Source organism: Acinetobacter sp. YH12128 (assembly GCF_013418655.1).
Classification (GTDB): domain Bacteria; phylum Pseudomonadota; class Gammaproteobacteria; order Pseudomonadales; family Moraxellaceae; genus Acinetobacter; species Acinetobacter amyesii.
Map to the genome: position 1 here is coordinate 62,875 of NZ_VPBO01000014.1, position 23,109 is coordinate 85,983.

Genomic DNA, 23,109 nt, shown 5'->3' on the forward strand with positions numbered 1-23,109 from the left:
TTTAACATCTTGATTTCATCAAAAAGTATCTGTCTGAAAATTAAAATACGCTGTATTCATCGGTTTGACAATAGTTTTTTGCTATTTTGTTGTATTAAATAACTCTGCTGTAAATAATTGCGACCTATTTTTAAAATTTGATGTATTGATTAATAAATAAACATTTATTAGACTGCACAACATTATTCCGCTGTTTCAACCTTTTTTCATTCATTTTAAATTCGAGTATTTGCCAATGAAGTAAGCCCTGTTTTTTTCATCATCAAATCCATTTTTTTGATGTGCAAACACATGGCTAATGACTTCGACTGCATTTTCTCAAATATTGTCTTTTTTATAGAATCAAATTAGTTATTTGTGTTGCGCATCTTTGCTATCGCAAGGTGCATCTATGACTCAAACGGCTTGTATAATTTCCAAATTAAGCTTGGAATTTCCTTCTAAAAAACTTTTTAAAAACCTGAAATTCAACCTGAATCAACAACAGCTTTCGGCATGTATTGGTCGCAATGGTTTAGGAAAGTCCTGCATCCTTAAAATCTTACATGAACAAAATATGAAAGATCTCCCCTATGAAGGTGAAATTTCATGGAATGTACCACATGCCTATTTATCACAATTTTCTCGACTTGAGGCTGACACGATTGCTTCTGCACTCGGTGTGGAAGATTTATGTAGCGCATTTCAACGTATCGAAATAGGCAATGCCAGTTTTGAAGACTTTGAGCTGACTGAAAACCAGTGGCACCTTCCTACACTTTGGCAGCAACAACTTAAGCAGGCGTCACTTCCAACAGATTTAAATTTTCCAGTCGCTCAGCTGAGTGAAGGTCAAAAAACCAAATTGGCTTTGTGTGCATTATTTTTAAAAACTGACCATTATTTACTTTTGGATGAACCTAGTAACCATTTAGATGCATCCTCACGCTTATGGCTCATCGATCGTTTAAAAAACCATCCTGCGGGTGCATTCGTCGTCAGTCATGATCGAGAGTTGCTGCAACATGTAGATCATATCTATGCTTTAAATGAGTTTGGACTCAGTCATGTTACTGGTAACTATGAAGACTACGCTCAACAAAATGATCAGCAAAATAAAGCCATACAGCGTAATGCTATACAGCATCAGCGTGAGTTAAAACAACTCAAATTACAACAACACGAAACACAGACGAAAGCGCAAAAAAGAGAACAACAAGGTCATGCACTACGCAAGTCGAGTTCCCAAGCTAAAGTATTACTCGATTTTAAAAAGGAACAAGCAGGTCAAAGCCTAGCGACAGTTCAAACGCAACAGCAGAAGCAATTGGAAGAAAAGATATCTCAACTGATTCAGTCACAGCAACAACTTGAGCATGTCAAAGAGCAGAAATTCGTTTTTCAACATCGCACTGAAAAAACAGGAGAAATCTTAAGAGTTAAAGATTTTCATAGCAAAACATCTCAGCACCTACCTTTCGACTTGGCCTTACAAGCAGGTGACAAAATTCATTTAAAAGGAAAAAATGGTATTGGTAAATCTACATTTCTAAAGTATCTGAGTCAGACCACATCACAGTCTAGCCATGAAATATTTTTGTCTGTGAATACCCTGTATTTAGACCAAAACTTGAGTGATTTATCACCTGAACTGAGTGTTTTGGACAATCTAGCAAAGTTTAATCGTGATGTTTCCTCAACGGAATGGCGTAATCAACTTGGTCAACTTAGAATCCGTGGTCAAAAAGCGGAACTGCCATTTCACTGTTTAAGTGGTGGTGAACGTTTAAAAGTGACCTTGTTAGGCTTAAATTATTTAACGCCAAATATAGAGCTTTTATTGTTAGATGAACCTGAAAATCACTTAGATATAGAATCTAGAGCGTTATTGGCTCAAGCCATTCAGCATTATACAGGTGCTGTGATCCTCGTTTCACATGATGCTTATTTTGTAGAATCTTGTGGCATTCAGAGTAGCGTCCAATTAGTTGAATAGCTCTTACTCTTTAGAAAGATCTAAAAAAGCCAAAGTAGATGAACGCTACTTTGGCGAATTTACTGCTTTAGAAATCGTTCTTATTTAACTGATATTACGCACGTAAAAGTAATTTCGCATTTTTAAAATGCTTTTTCAGTCTATTCGACGGAGTCTTACATCTAGGGTTTAGATAAAGAGATTAGCCTTCGGCTGGAGGTACTCTTACGAAACGATGTTTCTCATTAGGCAAAATGAGAAGCAAAGCTTCGCAAGGAAACCATCTTGCGGTGCAATGCACCTCACCGACTAAACTCGTTCACTAGCGTCAAATTATTCAAAGTATCGCAAAAACATTTTTGATGAGAAGTAGTCCTGTCTCAAACAGTTGCGGATGACATTACCGTGTATCGTTCTTTTATTTGAATCAAATTACGTTTCTGATGTTAATACGTAGCTTCAGCTTCTAATTTAAGATCTCTTAGGACAATATTGCTAAACAATACTGTTTTTTAACGCCCAATTTTCTTCATGATTTTTTGTTTAACGCGCTGCTGAAGTGATGTTGAGCGTTCCTTGAGCTCGGCACGCCAATCATTCGGCACTGAGCATTTCGCGAGGCGAACCCAAACGCTTGCAAATTGTTTGATAAAACTGGCTTCGTTATAGTGAATACCATATTCGTCACAAAGTGCTTTAATTTTAGGTGCGGCTTCTGCATAGCGATTCGCAGGCATATCTGGAAATAAATGGTGTTCAATTTGGTGACTCAAATTACCACTGAGTATATGCAACCATTGTGTTCCACTAAAATTACTTGAGCCACGAATTTGACGGAGATACCACTCTGCTCGAGTTTCGTTTTCGGTATTGTCCATTTCGAAGTTTTCCGCATCTTCAGTAAAATGGCCATTAAAGATGACAGCGGAAGCCCATAAGCTACGAATCACGTTGGCTACAGCATTTCCTGCAAAGACAGGAATCGCATTGGGACCTGCAATAAGCGGAAAAAACACATAATCTTTAATCACTTGGCGCTTAATTTTCTGACGTACATCGGCCGCTTCATGCCATACATCTTTCCAAGTTTTGGTTTTATACGCAATAACATCTTCTAAATGTAAACGTTGAATGCCGACATACCACTCAAAGAAAACCATGAGTTGAGCAGCCAATGGAATATTAAATAGGAAGCGTGGCTCCCACTTTTGCGATTCGCTCACACGGATCAAACCATAACCGACATCATGGTCCATACCCACAATATTGGTATAGGTATGATGCACATAGTTATGGGTATATTTCCAGTCTTGACCCGTGGCAATAGTATCCCAGTCATAGTTAGCACCATTTAAACTCGGGTCATTTAACCAATCAAACTGACCATGCATCACATTGTGTCCGAGTTCCATGTTCTCTACGATTTTAGAAATACCCAATAGGCCTGTGCCGAGTAACCACACTGGTGGAATCCAGCCTGCAAACATCAACATGCCACGAGATGCGATCTCGCTATAACGGACAAAATTGCGAATTTTATAAATATACGCTGCATCTTTTTCACCCACACTCTGGATGATTTCACGGCGAATTTGCTCAACTTTTTCGCCAAATTCAGCAGTTTGTTCGGGTGATAAATAACGTGACTTACTATTCGGACTAATATATATCGATTGATTCATGATGACGCCCCTGATTTGTTTTTATGCGGCTTGGGTTAGAGTTGAATGCGTACGGGTGAAATTGCCTGAGAGACACATAACTTGATTTGTGTGTTATTCGCATGATCCATTTCGCCAGTGAGTAAGTTTTTCACTGAACCCTGTAATTTGGTACACGAACAGGTATTACAAATACCCATCCGACAGCCATGCGCAGGTTTTAAACCGGCTTTTTCAGCACTTTCCAGTAAATTTCCCTCTGCCAAAAAATCTTGCTGGGCTAAACTAAAAGTAACAGGTTGAGCAGGTACTGAATCATCAGCAATCATCTGAAAATATTCAGTATTTAAATATTCTGAAAGCCTTAACTCACGATACAATTGCTCAATGCTTTGCATCATTTGCGTTGCACCACAGGCATAGCAATCTCGCAGCTTAAAATCAGGAACCATGTGATTTAGCACCTCTGGTGAGATATGCAATTTGGTTTTCAGCGTATTAATCGCATGTAAATGTACATGGTTAGATTGCTTCGCTAGTTGAATCAATTCATCCAAATAAGCATCATCTCGATTGAAGTAAATCAGGTCAACTGTACGTCCAAGCTGAATGGCTTGTTTAAACAAAGCCATGATTGAGGTAATACCACTCCCTGAAGCAAGCAGTAAAATTGGGCGATCCGAATTTAGCTTTAGACCAAACACACCTTGCGGTTGGGATAATTCAACAACATCACCTGTTTTTAATTGCGTCAGGCAGTTGGACACTTTGCCTTGTTGTTTGACGGCAATCACCACATGACCTGATGTATTGATTTCGACGATGCTATAGCTACGTTGATGACGTACACCATCTTTGACAACTGTCACCAGAACACATTGGCCTGGTCGATAGTTTGCTGCTTTAAAATTTTGATTCGCTAAAAAACTCAGTTCATAAAACCCGATCCCCACACAACGTGATTTGACTAATTGTGCTTTTACACGTTTGTAGGCCCAAATTGCATCAAATTTTTCTGCAATAAAATCAATAAAATCTTCCCGAATCCACTCAGGCTTGTAACTTGTAGTTGTCATTTTTTGCCTCGGATAATGCATTAATATACATTTGTTTTTTAAATTATGCTTACATTAAGTTTAGTGCTAATTCCCCACCATGTGAATTCGGGACAAAATCTATCATTTGGCATTTTTTATCATTTTATGTCTAACAATCTGTCACTTTTTGCAAATCCAAATTTGAAGTTCTGATTTGTCGTAACAACACAAATAAAAAAAACTAGGCCAAAGCCTAGTTTTTAAAACAGTGAAAGTTAACGCATTAATATTTAATGATTAGTAGATAAATCAATAATATTTAAATCAATGTTTAGTCTTCAAAATGCACAACAGAGCGAATTGATTTACCTTCATGCATTAAATCAAACGCTTCATTGATTTTATCCAACCCCATGGTATGGGTCACGAATGGTTCAAGTTTGATCTCACCTGACATGGCTTCTTCTACCATACCCGGTAATTGTGAACGACCTTTAACACCACCGAATGCAGTGCCTTTCCAAGTACGACCAGTAACCAATTGGAATGGACGGGTTGAAATTTCTTGACCTGCACCTGCCACACCAATAATCACAGATTGACCCCAACCACGGTGAGCACATTCCAAAGCAGAGCGCATCACATTGGTATTGCCAATACATTCAAATGAATGGTCGACGCCCCAACCCGTCATTTCTACAATCACTTCTTGAACTGGACGATCATAATCTTTTGGATTAACAAAATCTGTAGCGCCAAATTCTTCAGCCAGTTTGAATTTGTCAGGATTGGTATCTACGGCAATGATACGACCTGCTTTGGCTTTTTTAGCACCTTGTACCACAGCCAAACCAATTCCACCTAAACCAAAGACTGCAACTGAGTCACCTTCCTGAACTTTAGCGGTGTTTTTAACTGCACCTAAACCAGTAGTTACGCCGCAACCCAACAAACATACATGTTCATGGTTCGCTTCAGGGTTAATTTTTGCCAAAGACACTTCTGCAACCACAGTATATTCAGAGAATGTTGAACAGCCCATATAGTGATAAATAGGCTGACCATTATACGAAAAACGTGTTGTACCATCTGGCATTAAACCTTTCCCTTGTGTTGCTCGAACAGATACACAAAGATTTGTTTTACCCGATTTACAGAATAAACATTCACCACATTCTGCGGTATAAAGTGGAATAACATGATCACCTGGTTGCACTGAAGTCACACCTTCACCGACTTCAACCACAACACCTGCACCTTCATGCCCTAAAATTGCTGGAAATACGCCTTCAGGATCATCACCTGATAATGTAAATGCATCTGTATGACACACACCTGTATGGCTAATTTTGACTAAAACCTCACCTGCTTTAGGTGGTGCCACATCAATTTCAACAATTTCTAAAGGCTGACCCGGTCCAAAAGCAACGGCTGCACGTGATTTCATGTCTAAAAACATCCTGTATGGCTTATATTAACAGATGAGTTACAGTAACCTCTTTTTAAGCCTAGATACAACCTTAAAACATGATGTTATGATGAATTTTTCAAGGAATGATTAATGCTATTCGAATGATACAATTACGTGAAATAAGTTGTACTGTCGGTTTAACTGTTTCCATCAGCCTATTAACTGGATGCAGCTTACCTAGCAATCAGTCAAAAAAAGATGTCCCTATACAATCACATGCAGAAAAATGGATTACGTCTGCTACGGATTTAGAAAAATTAGAACAAAAACAAACGGCTTATTTAGCATTAGATGATGCCTTCTTAAGCATTGCTTCTCGCCTACATTTGATTCGAAATGCAAAATACACCATCGATTTGCAATATTATATTTGGGAAAATGATGCTATTGGGCATCTGATGTTTCAAGAATTACTGCATGCCGCTGACCGTGGGGTAAAAGTCAGGCTACTAATTGATGATCAAAACGGGACGAAACTCGATCCGACCTTACAAAGCCTTTCAGCTCATCCTAACATTTCAATCAAACTATTTAATCCCTATAAATTCAAAAAATTACGTGTCATTGATTATGCATTTCGCTTAAAGCACATTAACCATCGTATGCATAATAAATTAATTATTGCCGATGGTTTTATGGGCGTAACTGGCGGTCGTAACATCAGTAATGAATATTTTGATGCCAGTGAAAGTTTTCAATTTACAGATTTGGACATCCTTTTCTATGGCGAAGCCATTCAACAAGCCAATCAGGTGTTTTTGAACTTTTGGAATGATGATTTAAGTTATTCTGTTCAGCAATGGATAGGTGCAGGTACAAAAGAAGAATTAAATCAATTAAGACAACAATACCAAGAAAATTCTGCAACGTTGACTAAAGATCAGCAGCGTATTAACTATGCACAGCAACAACTGGCGGCTCAGCTTAAACTTAGACCGGTAAATTGGGCCGAAGCACATTTTATTGCGGATAGTCCGAATAAAATACGTGGTGAAGCCAAAGAACAAGAATTGATTTATAACCAATTTTCCACCTTAATGGGACAGCCCAAAGAACGCATGGAATTGGTTTCGGCTTATTTTGTTCCTACGCAACAAGGGACTGACTTTCTGATGGGCCTTGCAGGTAAAAATGTAGAAGTTCGCGTCTTAACCAACTCATTTTTAGCCAATGACGTCGCTGTCGTTCATGCGTTTTATCAAAAATATCGCAAAGACTTACTTGAAAATGGCGTGAAACTATATGAATTTAAACCTTATATAGAGCGTTCAAAACGCACATGGTATGAGGTCATAACTGGAAATATCATCCCTGCAAAAGGCAAAAATGCCTCTAGTTTGCATGCAAAATTTTTCGATATCGACGGAATGGTGTTTATTGGATCATTTAACTTTGATCCACGTTCCGCAAATTTAAATTCGGAAGTTGGCCTTGTCGTTAAGTCTGATCGATTACAAAACGATATTTCTGCCGCATTAAACCAATATTTACCGCAAATTGCGTATGAATTAAAACTGGATGAAAACGGCGAAATCATTTGGTTAGAGCATCAAAAAAATGGAAAAACCAAAACCTATACCCATGAACCTGAAACAACTCGATTCCAACGATTTAGTATAAAAGCAGTGTCATACCTCCCGATTGAATGGATGATGTAATGACAACGTACTGATAAATGATTGAATTGCCCTCGTCGAGGCTATTTATTGAAATAATCTGATAAGTTCGATCAAGTCAAAAACGGTCTTAGTCAGTCTCGTTAATATGAGTGCTGGCTTTTGAAAACAACCAAGCCATTGATTTCGCCAAGAAATTCCACTTGCCCATATTTGGCTGCTTTCAGCGCGGCTAAATGTTCCTCAACTGACATATACAACTCATGATTTTGCTGTGCATGTGGTGCATATAAATGATCACATACAAAATACACGCCTTGTGTATTTAACAACGTTTTTACAGTCCGATGAAACTCTGCTGCATACGCCTTATGTCTCAATTCATGTAAGGCCTGATGAATAATAATCACATCAAAGGTGCTGTTTTGATTAAACTGAAGTGACTCTTCCCAATTAGATTGTTTGAAATCCCCTGTTATAAAATTACATTTTAAGCGTTGCGCTGCACTTAGTTTTTCTTTTGCCAAGTCATGCATAGCTTCGGAAAAATCAAATGCAGTGTAGTGAATATTTGGACAATGATTGATTAAAAACTCAGCCAAATAGCCTGGGCCTGAACCGAGTTCAAGCACGTGCGCATTCGGGTTGAAAGCCAAAATAGAGTCAACATACATTTGAAAGATGTCATAACGCCATGGACGTTTAAGATTGACTTCAGCAGCCCATTGTTTAGCTTCGATTGGATCTTTTAAGTCTATGGGGCTGTGCACATCATTTATGTGAATATTATTTTCGCAATTCATTTTTCTTAGACTTAATTTAGATAGATTGAATGCTATTTATACATAAAATATCTCAATAAAAGCAAAGGTTTTACTCACACTTGATGATGCTTTAACATCCACCTCTTATTTTGTTTTATCTCCTCCTAAAGTTTTCTAATGCAATTTTTTGATTTAAGCCGCCAATTTAATTTAAGTGATATTTTAACGCCTTTTACAACGCTCTCTGACCTTGGTCATCAAGAATGGTTTTTGTCGAAAGTGCGGGTTGAGCATGACTGCTTATCTGACAATGAAATGATTGAAGGCCAAGCTGTACTTAAATCTAATCACAATATACAAATTGAGTTGGAATGGTTAATCCAAGATACAGGTCATGAATTACAGCTTTTATTTAAAGGCATTGAAACTGCAGCTAGCGAAGAAACTTTGGTGATCGTGAAAGGCGCACAAATTTTAGATGATGCAAACAAAAAAGTTTCATCCCAGGCACTGAGTTTATGGATCGATGGCACTTTACTGCCTATGCTGCCGAATATTCGCAAAGAAATTAAAGCGCGATTAAACCTTTGGGATTATGTTGAATATGATGGCTAAGAAGTTGATGTTTATCCATTATTAAGATGCCACGTTTTAATCATTGAATGTTTGCCTGTTTAAATAAGAAATTTTATTCAAGGCATTTCATAAATTCGAAAACTTACTTAAAGGAAGCCTATATCTTTAAATAAGCTTTGGTAGGCTTCGGCTTTTTTTTCCAATGCTAGTGGATAAGCTCTAGATGATGACGGCATACGGTATAAAGTCAAATCTCTGCCTGCAAATTCGGTACGAACAGCATGCCCAATGTGTGGTTTTTCAGTATTTTCTGGCATCGAGAGCATCAAAGTATCAGTCGCCTTGTCTCCCGTCGTCATAATACTGTGGCAATTCGGCATCTGTGTAAGCAGCTTCGCAATGTCGGTTGGCTGATAGATCTGTAAAAACTTGTCTGATGCATTGCCTTTCAAACGAATCACTTGATAGGCCGTATCAAAAATGCCTATACCTTTTTCATTTAAAAAATCTCGAATGAGCTGTTCTTTAAAAGTCTTGCTCTCTACATTGAGAAAATGATTTTTATCCTGAAAAAAACATAGGCCAAAGATTTTCCACATGTCATTTTGGAAATTTGGATAATAAAAATCCATCTTCCAGCGTGTTTTGGGTGGAGGAAAACTCCCTAGCATCAAGAGTTTCCCATTTGATGGCAAAAATGGCGCTAAAGGATGTGTTTCGATTTGCGGATTTGCGTCTGAAATATCTTTACTCATATAGATGTAACTTCACCAAGTGATTGAATCATATATTATCTATGAAAATTGTTCAGTGATATGTTTCGCTATTTTTTCAGCCCATAACTGATAAATTTCTTTACTCGGGTGAAAGCCGTCTTTGGCCATTTTTAATTTTTTTTCACGATACTCGTGTAAATCGTATTGAATTAATCTCATATTCGCTTGAGTATTAACATAATTTTTTAACAGCGCATTCATCTTTTGCGAATATTGTCCAAACAACCATGACAATGGAAACGGTAAAGCTGGAAACTCATTCATTGGTGGCACACCTGAAATGATCAATAGCTGTGGATGAAACCTTTCCTCGACAGCTTGATATAAACGCTGCTGGAGCTTCAACCATTGGTCTGGCTGTTTTAAAGCTGTGACATCATTGACACCAACAGAGCTGATCACGACATCAAAGTTCTGCATAGTGACATTGTCCAAAGCATTGATGATTTGCTGGCTGTTATGCCCCGTTGTGGCTTCAAGGCAAAAGTGAACTTGATAATCAGGCGATAAAATTTTAAGCAATTGTCCCAATAGCGCATCTGACTGATGCTCGACGCCGACACCTGCTGCTGCTGAATCACCTAGTATTAATAGCGATAATGGTCGATTACCCTTACCACTCATCCCACAACGTTCTCCCATCGGTTCTGCTAAACGTGGGGTATTTTTTTTCACACGGTAACCTTGGATCAGTAACGCAGGTAACAGCAGCAGTGTTGATACTTTGAGTAGCATAATATTTGGGTAATGATTTAAAGCTTGTCGTCTTCATTATTTTAAATAGTTTAAGAAACAAAGCATTGACTCTATTGTAATTTTTCTACGTTTTCTTTTGTTAAAAGTGGCATATTGCTAGTTATTTATATTAATAATGATTATCATTTATTGGTTTTCATCCTACCTATTTTATTATTTCAATGAAAAAACTTTCCCCACTTTTTTTAGCTTGCTCTATGAGCGTTGCTGTTTCTTCTGCTTTTGCCCAAACTCAAAATTCACCCGCTTTAACCGATACAACAGAAAAAAAACATTTCCCCTATGCTGCTGCATGTGAAGATGTCAAAGCGCAAAGCCAAATATTATTAAACCTACAGCATCAGTTAAATCAAAATCCAAAACAACATGCTCAAATACTTGAAGATTTTTGGAAGCGTGTAGAGCCTATGGGTACACCAATCATTGAAAACCATGATGAAAAACATGACCGTATAATTTTTTTATGGAAAGGTGCGCAGCATAATGTTCGCCTTATTGGTGGCCCTAGTAATGACCATGAATGGCTGACGCGCCTACCAAATACCGATATTTGGTTTAAAGAATCGATTATTGATCATCGTTACATTGGCAGTTATAGCTTTGCTGTCGATTTACCGAACTTAGAAGGTTATCTGTCAAATTATTGTCCGCATCTGAATCCAAAACTTAAAGAATCAAGAACACAGCGCCGTGCTGTGATACAGGTACAACGCATCGATCCTTTCAACAAAAACACTTATCTCGCAAGTGATGACACATCAGGCTTGCGTAATGAAAATTTTGTGGCCCTTAAAGATGCCCCGCCTTTTATTGATCCAAAACAATATCTAAATGTTAAACAGCCCAAATTACAAGAGTTTGCTCTAGATAGCAAAATTTTGAATAACTCACGTAAAATCCAAATTTACCAATCTAAAGCCAAGAAAAACCAGAGTTATATCACCGCTATATTTTTTGATGGTCAGCAATATAATGAATTACTGAATGTTCCAAAGGCATTAGACATTTTAGTTGAACTAGGTCAATTGCCATCAATTCAAGCCATTTTTGTTTCTCCACCGAACGATCAGGAACGACCTAAAGAATTAACACCAAATATAAAATTTTCAGCATTTTTTAGTGCTGAATTGATGCCTTGGATTCAAAAAAATGCACCTGCAAAAGTCGATTCGAAAAAAACGGTTTTGCTCGGGTCAAGCCTTGGTGGTTTAAGTTCAGCTTATTTAGCCTTAGAAAATCCAAATCAAATTAGTCATGTCGTACCGTTATCTGGATCATTTTGGTGGCAAAATGCGGCGACAGACCTCCCCAATGGCATGAGTAAAATCATTCGTGATAAAACCTCACAACCTAAACAGCATTGGTTTATTACTGCCAATATTTATGAAAGCTCACGCAATAATAATGAACTGAGTATTTTAGAGACTTCGCCTATTGTTGCAGCCGACTTAAAAAATAAAGGTCATGATGTGCATTACCAATCATATATCGGCGGACATTCCTACGCGGTATGGCAAGTTGCCTTACAAGATGCGCTCAAACATTTTTTTGCGCAAAAGTAATTTATAAACGTTTAGATCATAAAAAATCCCTCAATTGAGGGATTTTTTTGAAGCTAGTACTGATTTAATTCCAGCGATTTATGCGTTTAAAGGTTCCAAAATCATTGAAACGTACACCAACTTCACGCATGACTTGGTGTGCCGTTTTTGCAGTTAGGTGACGAATATAAAACGGCTCTTTGACCACAAAATGGTGGATGGCATGGGTCGAACCAAAGTTAAAGCAAAACAATTGCATTGGGAACAACCACCACGGATTTAACACCTGAGTTTGTTTAATGACATCGCGTGGGTCAATATCACCATAATAATGCATATTTGAGCTGATAAATTGTAAGCAGAAAGAACGTATAAAGTTCGGAATAATCCAAATCACAGCTAGAAAATTAATCGTTGGAATTAACTTCACTAAATTGACTGACCAACTAATACTTTGCCCTAACATCGGAGCAATACCATTCACCACATGATAAATGACAAATACATACCAAATGCCGTAATAAACAAAACTTAAAGGAAAAAATCCAGTCAGTTGAGAGAACAATGCCGTTTTACGTTCTTTTTCAGGTTGTTTTTCAATGAATTGACTAATCATTTTAAACATTTGAAATGGGCGCAAATACACCGTCATCAATTGATCGCTCATGACCAATATACGACGTAAACCCCACGGCATGCCATTACTAATGCCCCGTTCTTCCAAATCGTATTCTGAACCTGAATATTTATGGTGGTTGAGATGCAAACGACGACGTGCCCAAGGACTAATGGTATTCGGACGTGCTAACCACACCAAGGCCAACATGAGATGGTGAGCCCACGGCGTCTTTTTAAAGTACATATAATGAATCAGGTCATGTTCTAATTCATGTGTCAGTGAAGCAAACATCGCCACCAAAATCACACAAGCCCATGCCGGTAAAATGCCAACAGCAAACGCCCAAGCTGAACCCAACATTCCTAGTAGCGCAAAAAAAAGGATGGCTGCGCCTATAAAGTTTTGATGTTTTAAAATGGGATATTGCTGACGTAAGTCTTCACCAGCTTTCGTTACGACAGTTCTGACTTTGTTAATTCGCTGTTGATCTGTCATATCGGAAGACATAGACATAGTACAAACCTAAAAATTAATGAACAGTTGTACATTAAAGCAAATTAAAAAAAAGGAAATCGCTATTTTGAGTACAAATCATCGTCTGTTCAAATATTCAACATTTTATTTATTTTCAATATCTTATTTATAAATAATCTGAGTAATTACTCCATTTTTTCTTTGCAAAATCGGCTGCTTTTACTGTCTTTTCATCACAGGTTTTCTGTATTCATTTTAACCTTCAGAAGGTTGTGAATATCATTTGAGAATAAAAAAGCCCCAATATTGGAGCTTTTTTATTACATAAAGGTTTAACCCAATTTATTCACGATCTTCAACGGCAATACTTTCATCGCAAGACCTAAAGGCAACCAAGGCCATTGTGGTACATAAGCTTTAATTGGTGCTTTCTCAATGGCTTTTGCTAAAAGATGTGAACCAGTTTTTTCATCGACTTCAAATGGCAGTTTTTTCGCACCTTCATTGATCTCCGTACGAATATAACCAGGGAAAATAGTCGTCACTTTAATTGGGGTATCAATCAGCTCTGCACGAATACCTTCAGCTAGAGCAGCAACACCTGCTTTACTTGCACCATAAGCCGTTAAATGTTTAGGCATACCACGCATAGCACTCATCGACGAAATCACAACCAAATGCCCTGCATTTTGGCTACGGAAAATTTCAACCGCAGCTTCGCATTGCGCCAAAGCAGAGATAAAGTTAGTTTCAACTGTGGCGCGGTTAATTTCAAAATTACCTTTACCAATACGACGACCTTCACCGACACCTGCGTTGACAATAACACGGTCAATACTGCCAAAATCTGCTTTAAAGGCACGGAACACTTCAAACACTTGATCGTAATTTGTGACATCGAGGGTTTTCGCAATCACTTTGATGCCATATTGGCTTTCCAGTTCATTTTTTAGCGTTTCTAGACGCTCTAAACGACGTGCACAAATGGCTAAGTTGTAGCCTTTTTGTGCAAACTCGCGTGCCATTCCTGCACCAATCCCTGAGCTTGCACCTGTAATTAAAATTGTTTTAGCCATGATAATTCCTTTGTTTATCTTAGATCCAAGTCAATAAATTTGGATCAACTGCTTTTATAAAATGATGTTCATTTAAACTGAGTAATTGCGGTTCATTTCCAACCAAACGCAGTGTTGTCATACTGGTATTGGCAATGGCCCAATTAAGTGCAAATGTTTTTTCAGGACTCAGCCCTAAAATTTTACCGACTGCAACGGAGATCACTCCACCTGAACTAAACACAACGGCATAACGCGGTTTGGTTTCAGCCAGTTGAGTGCATAACTTTTCTAGCGCTGTTTCGACTCGATTTTTAAAATGTGGCCAAGATTCATCGTATTCATGATGAAATTCTCCGCCTGTCCAACGTTCAATGGCACCTTCAAAAATTTTAGATAAATAAGCACGCGGGTTTTCATGCTTAGATACATCTTCTTTTAATAAATGCGGTTGGTTAAATCGAGGTTCATATTGAGCAAAAACTTGCTGATGATTAAATTCATTCCACGCGTTATCTGTATCAACTTGTGCTTCTGGAAAGCATTCAGCCAATGCAAGATTGGCTGTTTGTTGATGACGTTGCATGGAGCCTGCAACCACATAAGGACTTTCTTTTAAAATACGGTCGAAATACTGTCCCAGCACCTTAGCCTGTAGCTCACCATTGGGAGAAAGCTTGTCATAGCTTTCTGCACCAAAAGAAGCCTGACCGTGCCGAATTAAATATATCGTGGTCATTTCCCTAAAATATCCTTCATTTTTTCAATATATTTTTGTGCCACATCATTGGCTTCAAGTTTTTGCAAACCGATAAGTTTTAAGGCACGAATATGTAAAGCATGGATCACAATCCAAAAATCTTTGAATGCCGGATTATTGGTTTGTTTGTGGTAAAAGCGGTAATAAATTTGCTGTGCGATCACGGCTAAACGGAAAATGCCGAACACTTCATAAAATGTCCAGTTGTCTGTTTGTAGACCAGTTTTTTCTAAGTAATATTCAACGACTTCTTTACGACTAAACATACCTTTCAAGTTAGTCGGCTGGCGTCGAGTCGCTTTAAAAATTGCGTTATCGCCACTTTCAACCCAATACGCTAAAGCTGAACCTAAGTCCATCAGTGGATCGCCAAGCGTTGCCATTTCCCAATCCAATACGCCAATCACTTGGGTAGGATCATTTGGATCTAAAATGACGTTGTCAAAACGCCAATCGTTATGAATTACACAGGTTTTAGAGTCAGCAGGAATATTGTCTTTGAGCCAATTACGGACATATTTAAAAGAAGGAACATTTAAGGTTTTGGCTTTTTCATAGCGTGCGTCCCAACCTTCCACTTGACGACGACAGTAGCCGTCGCCCTTGCCTATTTTTTCTAAAGCTGTGCCTTCATATGGCACTTGATGCAGTTCAATTAACTTGTCGATGACGTTGGTACATAACGCTCGAACTTGGCTTTCATCAAAATTTAATTCTTTGGGTAAGTTTGCACGTGGAATGATGCCTTCTACGCGCTTCATCACGTAGAAATCACAGCCAATAACTGATTCATCCTGACATAGCGCCACCATTTCAGGGAGTACAGGATAAAATTCAGATAATGCTTTCTGTACGTTAAATTCACGTGCCATATCATGTGCAGACTTGGCTTTGGTACCTTTCGGTGGACGACGTAAGATTAAATCAGCATTGTCGTATTTTAAGCGATAAGTCCAATTTGATGCGCCACCTGAATATTGAGTGACTTCAACAGGCCCTTCTATTTCAACGCCATGTTCAATCAACCAATTGCCTACGGCACGTACATCCAGTTCTTCACCCTCACGAACTGAACCGCCTACATCGATCACTGACATGCTTTTCTTCCTAAACTTGAATCTATCATGATGATAAAAATATAATTTTCTATAGTTTTATAGCATGGACAACTCAGGGTTGCCATGCCAAATATGTGACTACAACTTGTTTATTTTTTACTGCGGCTGTTGTAACCGCGCTTTGCCAACTCTAATTTTGCAATCATGCCTTTATGCACTTCATCAGGGCCATCAGCTAGACGCAGTGAACGTGCTTGCGCAAAGAAACCTGTGAGCGGTGTATCTCGAGAAACCCCAGCACCACCGTGGATTTGAATCGCCATATCAACGACTTTTTCTAAGACACTTGGCGCAACCACTTTAATTGCCGAAATCTCGGTTAATGCAGCCATATTCCCTAGAGTATCCATTTTATATGCTGCATAGAGGGTCAGTAAACGTGCTTGATCGATCGCAACACGTGCTTCTGCAACACGCTCTAAATTGCCACCGAGTTTTAAAATTTCTTTACCAAAAGCAGTACGGCTCATACCACGGTCAATCATCAGTTCTAGCGATTTTTCAGCTGCACCAATACACCGCATACAGTGATGAATACGGCCTGGGCCTAAGCGACCTTGTGCAATTTCAAAACCTTGACCAGCGCCGCCAATAAAGTTTGCAACAGGAACACGTACATTTGTGAAGCTAATTTCTCCATGTCCATGAGGTGCATCATAATCACCAAAGACTGGAAGCATACGTTCGATTTTCACTCCAGCAGTTTCAACTGGTACTAAAACCATAGAATGCTGATGATGACGGTCTTTGCTTTCATCTGGTGTATGTGCCATAAAAATAATGATTTTAGCATTAGGATCACCTAAACCTGAAGACCACCATTTACGGCCATTCAACACAATTTCGTCGCCTTCAACGACAGCTGTTGCTTCCATATTGGTGGCATCACTTGAAGCAACAGCAGGTTCTGTCATGCAAAACACCGAACGGATTTTGCCTTCTAGTAATGGTGTTAACCACTGCTGCTTTTGTTGTTCCGTACCATAGCGCCAAATCACTTCCATATTGCCGCTGTCTGGTGCATTACAATTGAATACCGTGGGTGCAAGTAAGCTACGGCCTGAAAGTTCTGCGATGTGTGCATATTCTTGTACAGATAAGCCTTGCCCAAGTTCAGGACAAGGTAAGAACATATTCCATAAGCCTGCAGCTTTGGCTTTATCCTTTAAAACCTCTAACTGTGCCGGCCATTGCCATTTGGTCCAATCACCACCTTGGTTCAACTCATGAACTTCTGCCCAAAACTCAGTTTCTACAGGCTCAATTTCATCTTTAATAAACTTTTTTGTTCTTTCAATATAATCTTGTGCACGTGCTGAAAGTTCAAACATGACAACATCCTTTAAACATTATGTTCTTTACGCTTTACAACACCATAACCTGAAATCTAATATGAACAAAATGATTTAATTCAATAGATGAACATGAATAGTATTCATAAAAACACCGTCATCGATATGGGTGTGTTTCACCGTATGGATATCAATTTATATCCACTTTATATCGCAATTTATGAACAAAAAAGCATTTCAAAAGCAGCACAAATTTTGTGTATTACTCAGTCTGCAGCGAGTCATGCACTTCAACGTTTAAGACAACATTTACAAGATGACTTATTTGTACGTGCTGGGGCGAAAATGCTTCCGACCCCATTTGCCGAGCAGATCTATCCAGTAATTAAAAATGCGCTTATTGCGATTCAAAGCATTTCTATCCAAAAACAACAATTTACTCCGTCGATGGTGCAGAGCCTAAAAATTGCGGTACATGATGAAATTGAACCGATTATTTTTCCTAAGTTAGTTGAACACTTTCAACAGCAGCAGTTTCAGATCCAATTTTCCAGTATTAAATTAGACCGTAAAACCATTGTGGCTGATCTTGCTGCACAGCAAATCGATTTTGCGATTGACCTTGAGCAAAACTTTGGTGAAAAAATAAATTTTCAAACCTTGGTTGAAGACCAATTCGTGGTTTGTAGTCAACATCCTAAGATGGATGAATCTATTTATCTTTCTGCTCCTCACATTGGGGTTTCTTCCCGACGTGCAGGTGTATTAGTCGAGGATATTTATTTAAATCGTAAAAAACACTCTAGAGAGATTTTTTTACGCTGTCAGCATTACTCTACTGCGCTACAAATTTTGGCACAGCAACCCAAGGCAATATTAACGATTCCGCAAAATATTTTGACGCATTTACAGGTTGCTCCCGAACTGAATATTTTTGATGTACCTGTAGACTTGCCGAAAATTAAACTAGGGATGTATTGGCATAATGATTTGGAATTAAATTCACGGCATGTTTTTTTGCGAAGCCAAATTTCTAAAATTTTTGCTTAGGCTATTTTTAAATGAGATATCACTTTGCTTAGGCTATTTACATGGATTTAGATTTAATTCTGCGTGATGAAACTTGCTGTATATTTATAGATCAAATACTGATTATTTAAGGTATTTTTAACTGACCGTCGGTTTATTCGACAGCCATAAATTATGAGTTCTTATAAAATCTAAATTCCTGTTTTTATGCGATATGAGCTCGTTCATATCATTTTGTATGCTTTCAAATCTCTCCGCGAATTGGCTCATGGCGTTAGGTGCAGTACTGTGCCTGATCACAGTCTATGTTCTCTATAAAGTCACTATATTCTTAAAGGATTTTTTCCAGCCTTTTAAGAAAGGAAAATCTTACCTCTGCCGTGTATCCGATATTAGTGATGGCGATACCCTCACCTGTTATCGGATGAATCTAAGACGTTCTAAAACCAAACTTCGCTTTGCTTATGTGGATGCGCCAGAATCGACACAAGCCTACGGTAAAGAGTCAGCCCGCCTGATCAAATCCATGGTTTATAAGAAATTTGTCCGCGTAAAAATAACTGATGTAGACCGTTATGGCCGCTGCGTTGGGGTTATTTATCGCTACCGTAAATGTATGAATGAAGAGATGGTAAAACGTGGGGCTGCATGGGTATATGAAGAATACATCCGTGACCAAAAGCATTTGAACTATATGATGAATTTACAAAGCAAAGCACGTAAACAAAAGAAAGGTTTGTGGAAAGCCAGTCGTCCAATGCGCCCTAAAGAGTATCGTAAATTACATAAATAACAGACCACATTACAGCATGGCTAAGGAATATTTGATGACTTAGCCATGTCTAATATTTGACCTTTTTTTACTTCGCTATACAATAATGCTGCCCTTTTGGGCATAGAAAATAAATTAGATAATTAAAATTGGAATAATAATGACTGAACTTACTTCAAGCGAATTGAATCCGTTTCAACAAGATCAAAATATTCAGCCTCAAATTCAAAAAGCCGATCATCCCCTGTCTCCTGAGGGACGTTTTGGCCGCATGTCTTATTTAGCGTGGTTATTTATCATTAGTATGATTTATACCTGCCTATTGGGCATCAGCGTCGCGCTGGGTCTTTTTGCATTTTTCAATTCAGCAGAACGTAGTATTGATGCACTTTTTAATTCATTCTTAGGACTCAGTGCGATCGCTCTGATTGTCGTTTCCATCGTTGCAATGTTTGTCGCAATGATCTGCATTACGATTCGTCGTTTACATGATCTAAATAAAAGCGGTTGGCTCTGTTTAATTTTTCTCATCCCACTGGTCGGAACCATCTTTAGCATTTATGTGATGGCTTCAAAAGGCACTGAAGGTGAAAATAAATATGGCATAAAACGTCCAACGGAACAAACAGAGAAAGTTATTGGGTCATTGTATCTAATCCTGATGATTGTTTATTTATTGGTCATGATCCCATTGATGTTCAATATGCAAAGTATGATGAACAATTTAGAACAAGCGCAATTACAAGAACAAGCGATGATGTCTGATAGTGAACCTGAATTAACGGATGAACAAATTGCGGCTTATTTAGAGCAAGCTGAATCAGAAGGTGAAGAACTTGCTTATGCAGATGGTGAAAGTGTAGAAATTTCAGAAAATGCAGACAGTTCAGCGGAAGATGCTGCAATTGCAGCTGCAGAAGCTTCTGTAGAATAAACACGTATTGTTTAAGGTATCAATTCAATGATATACATTGAACGATAAGCTTTAAATGAAATGTTATGCAAAAAAACCTGTGTGCGCACAGGTTTTTTTATACCTGTTTTTTATGCTTTGAGTTGTTCACTTGAATTCAAAATAAATAAGGCATAAAGTTGCGATAATTTAGTTACCCTAGTTAACTATCATGAATTCCACATTAGGTTTCCGCTCTTCACTTCTACGCTGTGCGCGTTTGATGAGTGATGAAATCAACACGATTTTATTGCCCTATCAATTGAACTATTCGCTTTGGCAAGTCATGTTTGTCATCCGTGAAAAAACCGCTTGTACATCTATTGAAATGGCGGAATATTTAAACGTATCCAAGCCATCTATCACAAAGCGAGTCAAAATTCTTGCACAGATGGATATTTTGGCACATGTGCAAACTGACGATAAACGTCAAAAGAAAATGATGCTCAGCGAGACTGGACGTGAGTTATTTCAGCAATGTGCAAAAGACATAGATGCCTTTGAGCAGCGCCTGATCGCGCCATTAGCTAGCCAAGATATCCAACACTCCATTCAAATTTTACACCGTGTCATGCAAGAACTTGAACACAGAAATGTAGGTGATGATCATGCAAGATAAAGCACCACTTTGGACTCGAAATTTTATTTTAGTCAGCGCCATTAACTTCCAATTGGTTTTAACCTTTTATCTCTTGGTTGTGGTGATCGTGGGCTATGCGGTGGCTGAATTGGGTGCGACTACAGCCCAAGCAGGTTTAGTTTCAGGCTTGTTCATTGTCGGCACATTGGTCGGGCGTTTATTGGTGGGTAAGTTCCTAGAACGTTTTGGTCGTAAAACAACACTGATCGTTGGTTTAATTGGCTTTTTAGTCTTTTCTGGTTTTTACTTCATTCAGTTTGGCGTCGGCATGTTGCTTTTCATACGCTTTATGCATGGCTTTATGATGGGTATGGCATCAACAGTGCTGGGTACCTTAATTGCTCAAATCTTACCAGCGACACGTCGCGGTGAAGGCATTGGCTACTACAGCATGAGTAGTACTTTAGGTACAGCTATTGGGCCATTTCTTGCCATTTGGATGATGTTACACATTGGTTATCACGCGATTTTTATCGTTTCTACGATTATCGCATTGAGCTGCCTATTGGTTGCCTTGCTGATTCAAGTGCCCGATTTACCCAAAATCAATAAATCCCTCGATACTGTTGAAGCTGTCAAAAAACCGAGTTGGATTGCTCAATTTGTAGAACCTAAAGCATTACCGATATCGTTCATCATGCTTTTCGCTTCAATCTGCTATTCAGGCGTATTGTCTTTCATTAACTTCTATGCCAAAGAAATCGATTTGGTTGAAACAGCCTCGTTTTTCTTTTTGATGTATGCCATTGCGATTTTAATTTCTCGCCCATTTACAGGCCCGTTGATGGACCGTAAAGGTGAAAATGTAGTGATCTACCCTGCTTTTGTGATTATGGGCGTGGCATTGGTATTACTCAGCATCACTCAGAGTTCATGGATGCTTTTACTTTGTGCAGGCCTACTTGGACTCGGTTATGGCAATATTCAGTCGGTCTGCCAAACAGTTGCCGTGAAAAGTGCACCGCTTGAACGTATGGGCTTTGCCACTTCGACTTTCTTTATCTTTTTAGATGCCGGTTTAGGCTTTGGGCCATACTTTATCGGTAAATTGCTCGACCATATTGGTTACTCACAATTGTATTTGTATAGCGCATTTGCTGCCTTTGCATGTATTGGTACCTACTACATTTTACATGGTCGTTATGCCGTTCGAACCGCTTAAACTGTATTTAAACATCAAATCGTCGGCTGAAACGTCGACGATATTCTAAGGGGCTCAGCCCCGTTTTTTTTTGAAATAACCGTCGAAATGAGCTTGGGTCACTATAGCCGACCTCTCGCATAATCAGATCTAATGCGTGTCCCGTTTCTTCTAAACGCTTTCGTGCAGCTTCTATCCGTATTGATTGTAAGTATTGATTGGGAGGAATATCCAAAGCCGTTTTAAAATGTCGAATCAATGTCCTCGTTGTCACATTAAACTGCGCCGCAAGTTCATCTAAGACAATATTTTCATGATAATGCTGTTCTAACCAATCTTGAACTTTTTGCACCAAACCATCCTGATGCGGTTTAGATATTTTCAATAATGAATAGGACAACTGACTATCACGACGATAATCCAGTACAAATGATTTTGCCGTATGGATTGCCGTTTCAAAACCATAAAAACGTTCGATTAGGTGCAGTCCCAAATCAAACCATGCTAAGCCACCTCCAGCACAGTAAATATTTTGATCATGGCTAATGAGCTGATCTGCATTCAGTTTCACCAAAGGATAGCGTTCACTAAACATTTGCTGAAAGCCCCAATGCGTCGTTGCCTGCTTACCATCTAAAAGCCCTGCTTCCGCCAGAAAAAAATTACCCGTACAATTTCCTGCGATCAGTCCGCTCTGCAATTGCCGAGTTTTTAATAACTCGATCAGCGCTGAATTTTGCGCTAAAACATCTAAAATCGCCGCGCCTATCGTTGGAACAATGATGATATCTGCATCTGTTATTTCAGAAAATGCTAAATCTGCATAAAGCTTGATGCCATTAATACATTGCACAGCTTGACCATGTTGTGAGGCAATTTTAACCTGAAATAGCCGCTGCACATTTTGTTTTTGAATCCGGTTCCAACTGACTCCCGCCATTGCAAAGAGATCAACAACCCCAGTAATCGCAGAAGCCAAAGCACCATCAAATGCTAAAATTATGATTTTCTTCATTTAAAGTTCAAATTATCAAAATGTCATTTTTGACTTATTAAGTGTCATTATTGACAATTCTATATCTAAAAATCAACTGCTAGGCTTAAG

General features: G+C 38.6%; 21 protein-coding genes. 9 read left to right on the top strand and 12 right to left on the bottom strand.

Annotated elements, in window-relative coordinates; translation table 11 throughout:
* The first annotated feature begins 391 nt into the window (after positions 1 to 391).
* On the top strand, positions 392 to 1,975 hold the full coding sequence (locus tag FTU64_RS08835; RefSeq protein ID WP_180059595.1) for an ATP-binding cassette domain-containing protein: 1,584 nt from the start codon (positions 392 to 394) through the stop codon (positions 1,973 to 1,975).
* Between the two features lie 491 nt (positions 1,976 to 2,466).
* Here FTU64_RS08835 and FTU64_RS08840 read toward each other — a convergent pair whose 3' ends face one another.
* From FTU64_RS08840 to FTU64_RS08850, 3 genes are all read right to left on the bottom strand, one after another.
* Positions 2,467 to 3,636, bottom strand: coding sequence for an acyl-CoA desaturase (locus FTU64_RS08840; protein ID WP_180059596.1), 1,170 nt, complete (start codon positions 3,634 to 3,636; stop codon positions 2,467 to 2,469).
* 35 nt (positions 3,637 to 3,671) lie between these two features.
* Positions 3,672 to 4,691: a flavin reductase family protein gene (locus FTU64_RS08845; protein ID WP_168377537.1), complete on the bottom strand. Its 1,020-nt coding sequence runs from the start codon at positions 4,689 to 4,691 to the stop codon at positions 3,672 to 3,674.
* A gap of 292 nt (positions 4,692 to 4,983) precedes the next feature.
* Entirely contained in the window at positions 4,984 to 6,099 is a 1,116-nt protein-coding gene (locus FTU64_RS08850; RefSeq protein ID WP_078193885.1) for an S-(hydroxymethyl)glutathione dehydrogenase/class III alcohol dehydrogenase, read from the bottom strand.
* A 125-nt stretch (positions 6,100 to 6,224) separates the two neighbouring features.
* On the opposite strand from FTU64_RS08850, the gene FTU64_RS08855 reads away from it, so the two are divergent.
* Positions 6,225 to 7,781: a phospholipase D family protein gene (locus FTU64_RS08855; protein WP_180059597.1), complete on the top strand. Its 1,557-nt coding sequence runs from the start codon at positions 6,225 to 6,227 to the stop codon at positions 7,779 to 7,781.
* A 101-nt stretch (positions 7,782 to 7,882) separates the two neighbouring features.
* Here the strand turns inward: FTU64_RS08855 and FTU64_RS08860 are convergent, their stop codons facing one another.
* On the bottom strand, positions 7,883 to 8,518 hold the full coding sequence (locus tag FTU64_RS08860; protein WP_180021897.1) for a class I SAM-dependent methyltransferase: 636 nt from the start codon (positions 8,516 to 8,518) through the stop codon (positions 7,883 to 7,885).
* Between the two features lie 162 nt (positions 8,519 to 8,680).
* Between FTU64_RS08860 and FTU64_RS08865 the strand changes: the two genes are divergently transcribed.
* Positions 8,681 to 9,118 carry a hypothetical protein gene (locus FTU64_RS08865; RefSeq protein ID WP_180003708.1) on the top strand — a complete coding sequence of 146 codons (438 nt, stop codon included), beginning with the start codon at positions 8,681 to 8,683 and terminating at the stop codon, positions 9,116 to 9,118.
* A 107-nt stretch (positions 9,119 to 9,225) separates the two neighbouring features.
* Here the strand turns inward: FTU64_RS08865 and FTU64_RS08870 are convergent, their stop codons facing one another.
* Both FTU64_RS08870 and FTU64_RS08875 read right to left on the bottom strand, forming a co-directional pair.
* Complete coding sequence (locus FTU64_RS08870) at positions 9,226 to 9,834, bottom strand: uracil-DNA glycosylase family protein (protein ID WP_180003710.1); 609 nt, start codon at positions 9,832 to 9,834, stop codon at positions 9,226 to 9,228.
* 39 nt (positions 9,835 to 9,873) lie between these two features.
* Positions 9,874 to 10,590 (bottom strand): SGNH/GDSL hydrolase family protein, encoded by a 717-nt coding sequence (locus FTU64_RS08875; protein WP_180003712.1) that lies wholly within the window; start codon positions 10,588 to 10,590, stop codon positions 9,874 to 9,876.
* 218 nt (positions 10,591 to 10,808) lie between these two features.
* Between FTU64_RS08875 and FTU64_RS08880 the strand changes: the two genes are divergently transcribed.
* On the top strand, positions 10,809 to 12,173 hold the full coding sequence (locus FTU64_RS08880; protein ID WP_180003714.1) for an alpha/beta fold hydrolase: 1,365 nt from the start codon (positions 10,809 to 10,811) through the stop codon (positions 12,171 to 12,173).
* A 64-nt stretch (positions 12,174 to 12,237) separates the two neighbouring features.
* On the opposite strand, the gene FTU64_RS08885 is transcribed toward FTU64_RS08880, so the two are convergent.
* The 5 genes from FTU64_RS08885 to FTU64_RS08905 all read right to left on the bottom strand — a co-directional run bounded on the left by FTU64_RS08885 (position 12,238) and on the right by FTU64_RS08905 (position 17,509).
* A complete protein-coding gene (locus FTU64_RS08885) occupies positions 12,238 to 13,284 on the bottom strand; it encodes a fatty acid desaturase (protein WP_180059598.1) in 1,047 nt (348 codons plus the stop codon).
* A gap of 293 nt (positions 13,285 to 13,577) precedes the next feature.
* A complete protein-coding gene (locus tag FTU64_RS08890; RefSeq protein ID WP_180059599.1) occupies positions 13,578 to 14,321 on the bottom strand; it encodes an SDR family oxidoreductase in 744 nt (247 codons plus the stop codon).
* A gap of 19 nt (positions 14,322 to 14,340) precedes the next feature.
* Positions 14,341 to 15,039 (bottom strand): histidine phosphatase family protein, encoded by a 699-nt coding sequence (locus tag FTU64_RS08895; RefSeq protein ID WP_111884351.1) that lies wholly within the window; start codon positions 15,037 to 15,039, stop codon positions 14,341 to 14,343.
* The gene (locus FTU64_RS08900) at positions 15,036 to 16,157 is read right to left on the bottom strand and encodes a phosphotransferase family protein (RefSeq protein ID WP_168377545.1); all 1,122 of its coding nucleotides are present in this window, start codon (positions 16,155 to 16,157) and stop codon (positions 15,036 to 15,038) included. The genes FTU64_RS08895 and FTU64_RS08900 overlap by 4 nt, the downstream gene beginning before the upstream one ends.
* Before the next feature lie 110 nt (positions 16,158 to 16,267).
* Positions 16,268 to 17,509, bottom strand: a complete 1,242-nt coding sequence (locus tag FTU64_RS08905) for an acyl-CoA dehydrogenase family protein (protein ID WP_180059600.1) — start codon at positions 17,507 to 17,509, stop codon at positions 16,268 to 16,270.
* 93 nt (positions 17,510 to 17,602) lie between these two features.
* On the opposite strand from FTU64_RS08905, the gene FTU64_RS08910 reads away from it, so the two are divergent.
* The 5 genes from FTU64_RS08910 to FTU64_RS08930 all read left to right on the top strand — a co-directional run bounded on the left by FTU64_RS08910 (position 17,603) and on the right by FTU64_RS08930 (position 22,025).
* Positions 17,603 to 18,520, top strand: coding sequence for a LysR family transcriptional regulator (locus FTU64_RS08910; RefSeq protein WP_180059601.1), 918 nt, complete (start codon positions 17,603 to 17,605; stop codon positions 18,518 to 18,520).
* Positions 18,521 to 18,737: 217 nt separating this feature from the next.
* Positions 18,738 to 19,292 carry a thermonuclease family protein gene (locus FTU64_RS08915; RefSeq protein WP_078190973.1) on the top strand — a complete coding sequence of 185 codons (555 nt, stop codon included), beginning with the start codon at positions 18,738 to 18,740 and terminating at the stop codon, positions 19,290 to 19,292.
* A 139-nt stretch (positions 19,293 to 19,431) separates the two neighbouring features.
* The gene (locus tag FTU64_RS08920; protein WP_180059602.1) at positions 19,432 to 20,205 is read left to right on the top strand and encodes a DUF805 domain-containing protein; all 774 of its coding nucleotides are present in this window, start codon (positions 19,432 to 19,434) and stop codon (positions 20,203 to 20,205) included.
* A gap of 190 nt (positions 20,206 to 20,395) precedes the next feature.
* The gene (locus FTU64_RS08925) at positions 20,396 to 20,842 is read left to right on the top strand and encodes a MarR family winged helix-turn-helix transcriptional regulator (protein WP_180059603.1); all 447 of its coding nucleotides are present in this window, start codon (positions 20,396 to 20,398) and stop codon (positions 20,840 to 20,842) included.
* Entirely contained in the window at positions 20,826 to 22,025 is a 1,200-nt protein-coding gene (locus FTU64_RS08930; protein WP_180059604.1) for an MFS transporter, read from the top strand. The genes FTU64_RS08925 and FTU64_RS08930 overlap by 17 nt, the downstream gene beginning before the upstream one ends.
* A 7-nt stretch (positions 22,026 to 22,032) precedes the next feature.
* On the opposite strand, the gene FTU64_RS08935 is transcribed toward FTU64_RS08930, so the two are convergent.
* The gene (locus tag FTU64_RS08935) at positions 22,033 to 23,019 is read right to left on the bottom strand and encodes a GlxA family transcriptional regulator (RefSeq protein ID WP_180059605.1); all 987 of its coding nucleotides are present in this window, start codon (positions 23,017 to 23,019) and stop codon (positions 22,033 to 22,035) included.
* Positions 23,020 to 23,109: the final 90 nt, after the last annotated feature.

Bases quoted from the DNA above. Each gene is read 5' to 3' on its own strand.
- FTU64_RS08840 (WP_180059596.1), bottom strand. From the start codon at position 3,636: ATGAATCAATCGATATATATTAGTCCGAATAGTAAGTCACGTTATTTA.
- FTU64_RS08935 (WP_180059605.1), bottom strand. From the start codon at position 23,019: ATGAAGAAAATCATAATTTTAGCATTTGATGGTGCTTTGGCTTCTGCG.
- FTU64_RS08885 (WP_180059598.1), bottom strand. From the start codon at position 13,284: ATGTCTATGTCTTCCGATATGACAGATCAACAGCGAATTAACAAAGTC.
- FTU64_RS08895 (WP_111884351.1), bottom strand. From the start codon at position 15,039: ATGACCACGATATATTTAATTCGGCACGGTCAGGCTTCTTTTGGTGCA.
- FTU64_RS08835 (WP_180059595.1), top strand. From the start codon at position 392: ATGACTCAAACGGCTTGTATAATTTCCAAATTAAGCTTGGAATTTCCT.
- FTU64_RS08900 (WP_168377545.1), bottom strand. From the start codon at position 16,157: ATGTCAGTGATCGATGTAGGCGGTTCAGTTCGTGAGGGTGAAGAACTG.
- FTU64_RS08925 (WP_180059603.1), top strand. From the start codon at position 20,396: ATGAATTCCACATTAGGTTTCCGCTCTTCACTTCTACGCTGTGCGCGT.
- FTU64_RS08845 (WP_168377537.1), bottom strand. From the start codon at position 4,691: ATGACAACTACAAGTTACAAGCCTGAGTGGATTCGGGAAGATTTTATT.
- FTU64_RS08865 (WP_180003708.1), top strand. From the start codon at position 8,681: ATGCAATTTTTTGATTTAAGCCGCCAATTTAATTTAAGTGATATTTTA.
- FTU64_RS08890 (WP_180059599.1), bottom strand. From the start codon at position 14,321: ATGGCTAAAACAATTTTAATTACAGGTGCAAGCTCAGGGATTGGTGCA.
- FTU64_RS08920 (WP_180059602.1), top strand. From the start codon at position 19,432: ATGACTGAACTTACTTCAAGCGAATTGAATCCGTTTCAACAAGATCAA.
- FTU64_RS08855 (WP_180059597.1), top strand. From the start codon at position 6,225: ATGATACAATTACGTGAAATAAGTTGTACTGTCGGTTTAACTGTTTCC.
- FTU64_RS08850 (WP_078193885.1), bottom strand. From the start codon at position 6,099: ATGAAATCACGTGCAGCCGTTGCTTTTGGACCGGGTCAGCCTTTAGAA.
- FTU64_RS08870 (WP_180003710.1), bottom strand. From the start codon at position 9,834: ATGAGTAAAGATATTTCAGACGCAAATCCGCAAATCGAAACACATCCT.
- FTU64_RS08880 (WP_180003714.1), top strand. From the start codon at position 10,809: ATGAGCGTTGCTGTTTCTTCTGCTTTTGCCCAAACTCAAAATTCACCC.
- FTU64_RS08910 (WP_180059601.1), top strand. From the start codon at position 17,603: ATGAATAGTATTCATAAAAACACCGTCATCGATATGGGTGTGTTTCAC.
- FTU64_RS08930 (WP_180059604.1), top strand. From the start codon at position 20,826: ATGATCATGCAAGATAAAGCACCACTTTGGACTCGAAATTTTATTTTA.
- FTU64_RS08915 (WP_078190973.1), top strand. From the start codon at position 18,738: ATGCTTTCAAATCTCTCCGCGAATTGGCTCATGGCGTTAGGTGCAGTA.
- FTU64_RS08905 (WP_180059600.1), bottom strand. From the start codon at position 17,509: ATGTTTGAACTTTCAGCACGTGCACAAGATTATATTGAAAGAACAAAA.
- FTU64_RS08875 (WP_180003712.1), bottom strand. From the start codon at position 10,590: ATGCTACTCAAAGTATCAACACTGCTGCTGTTACCTGCGTTACTGATC.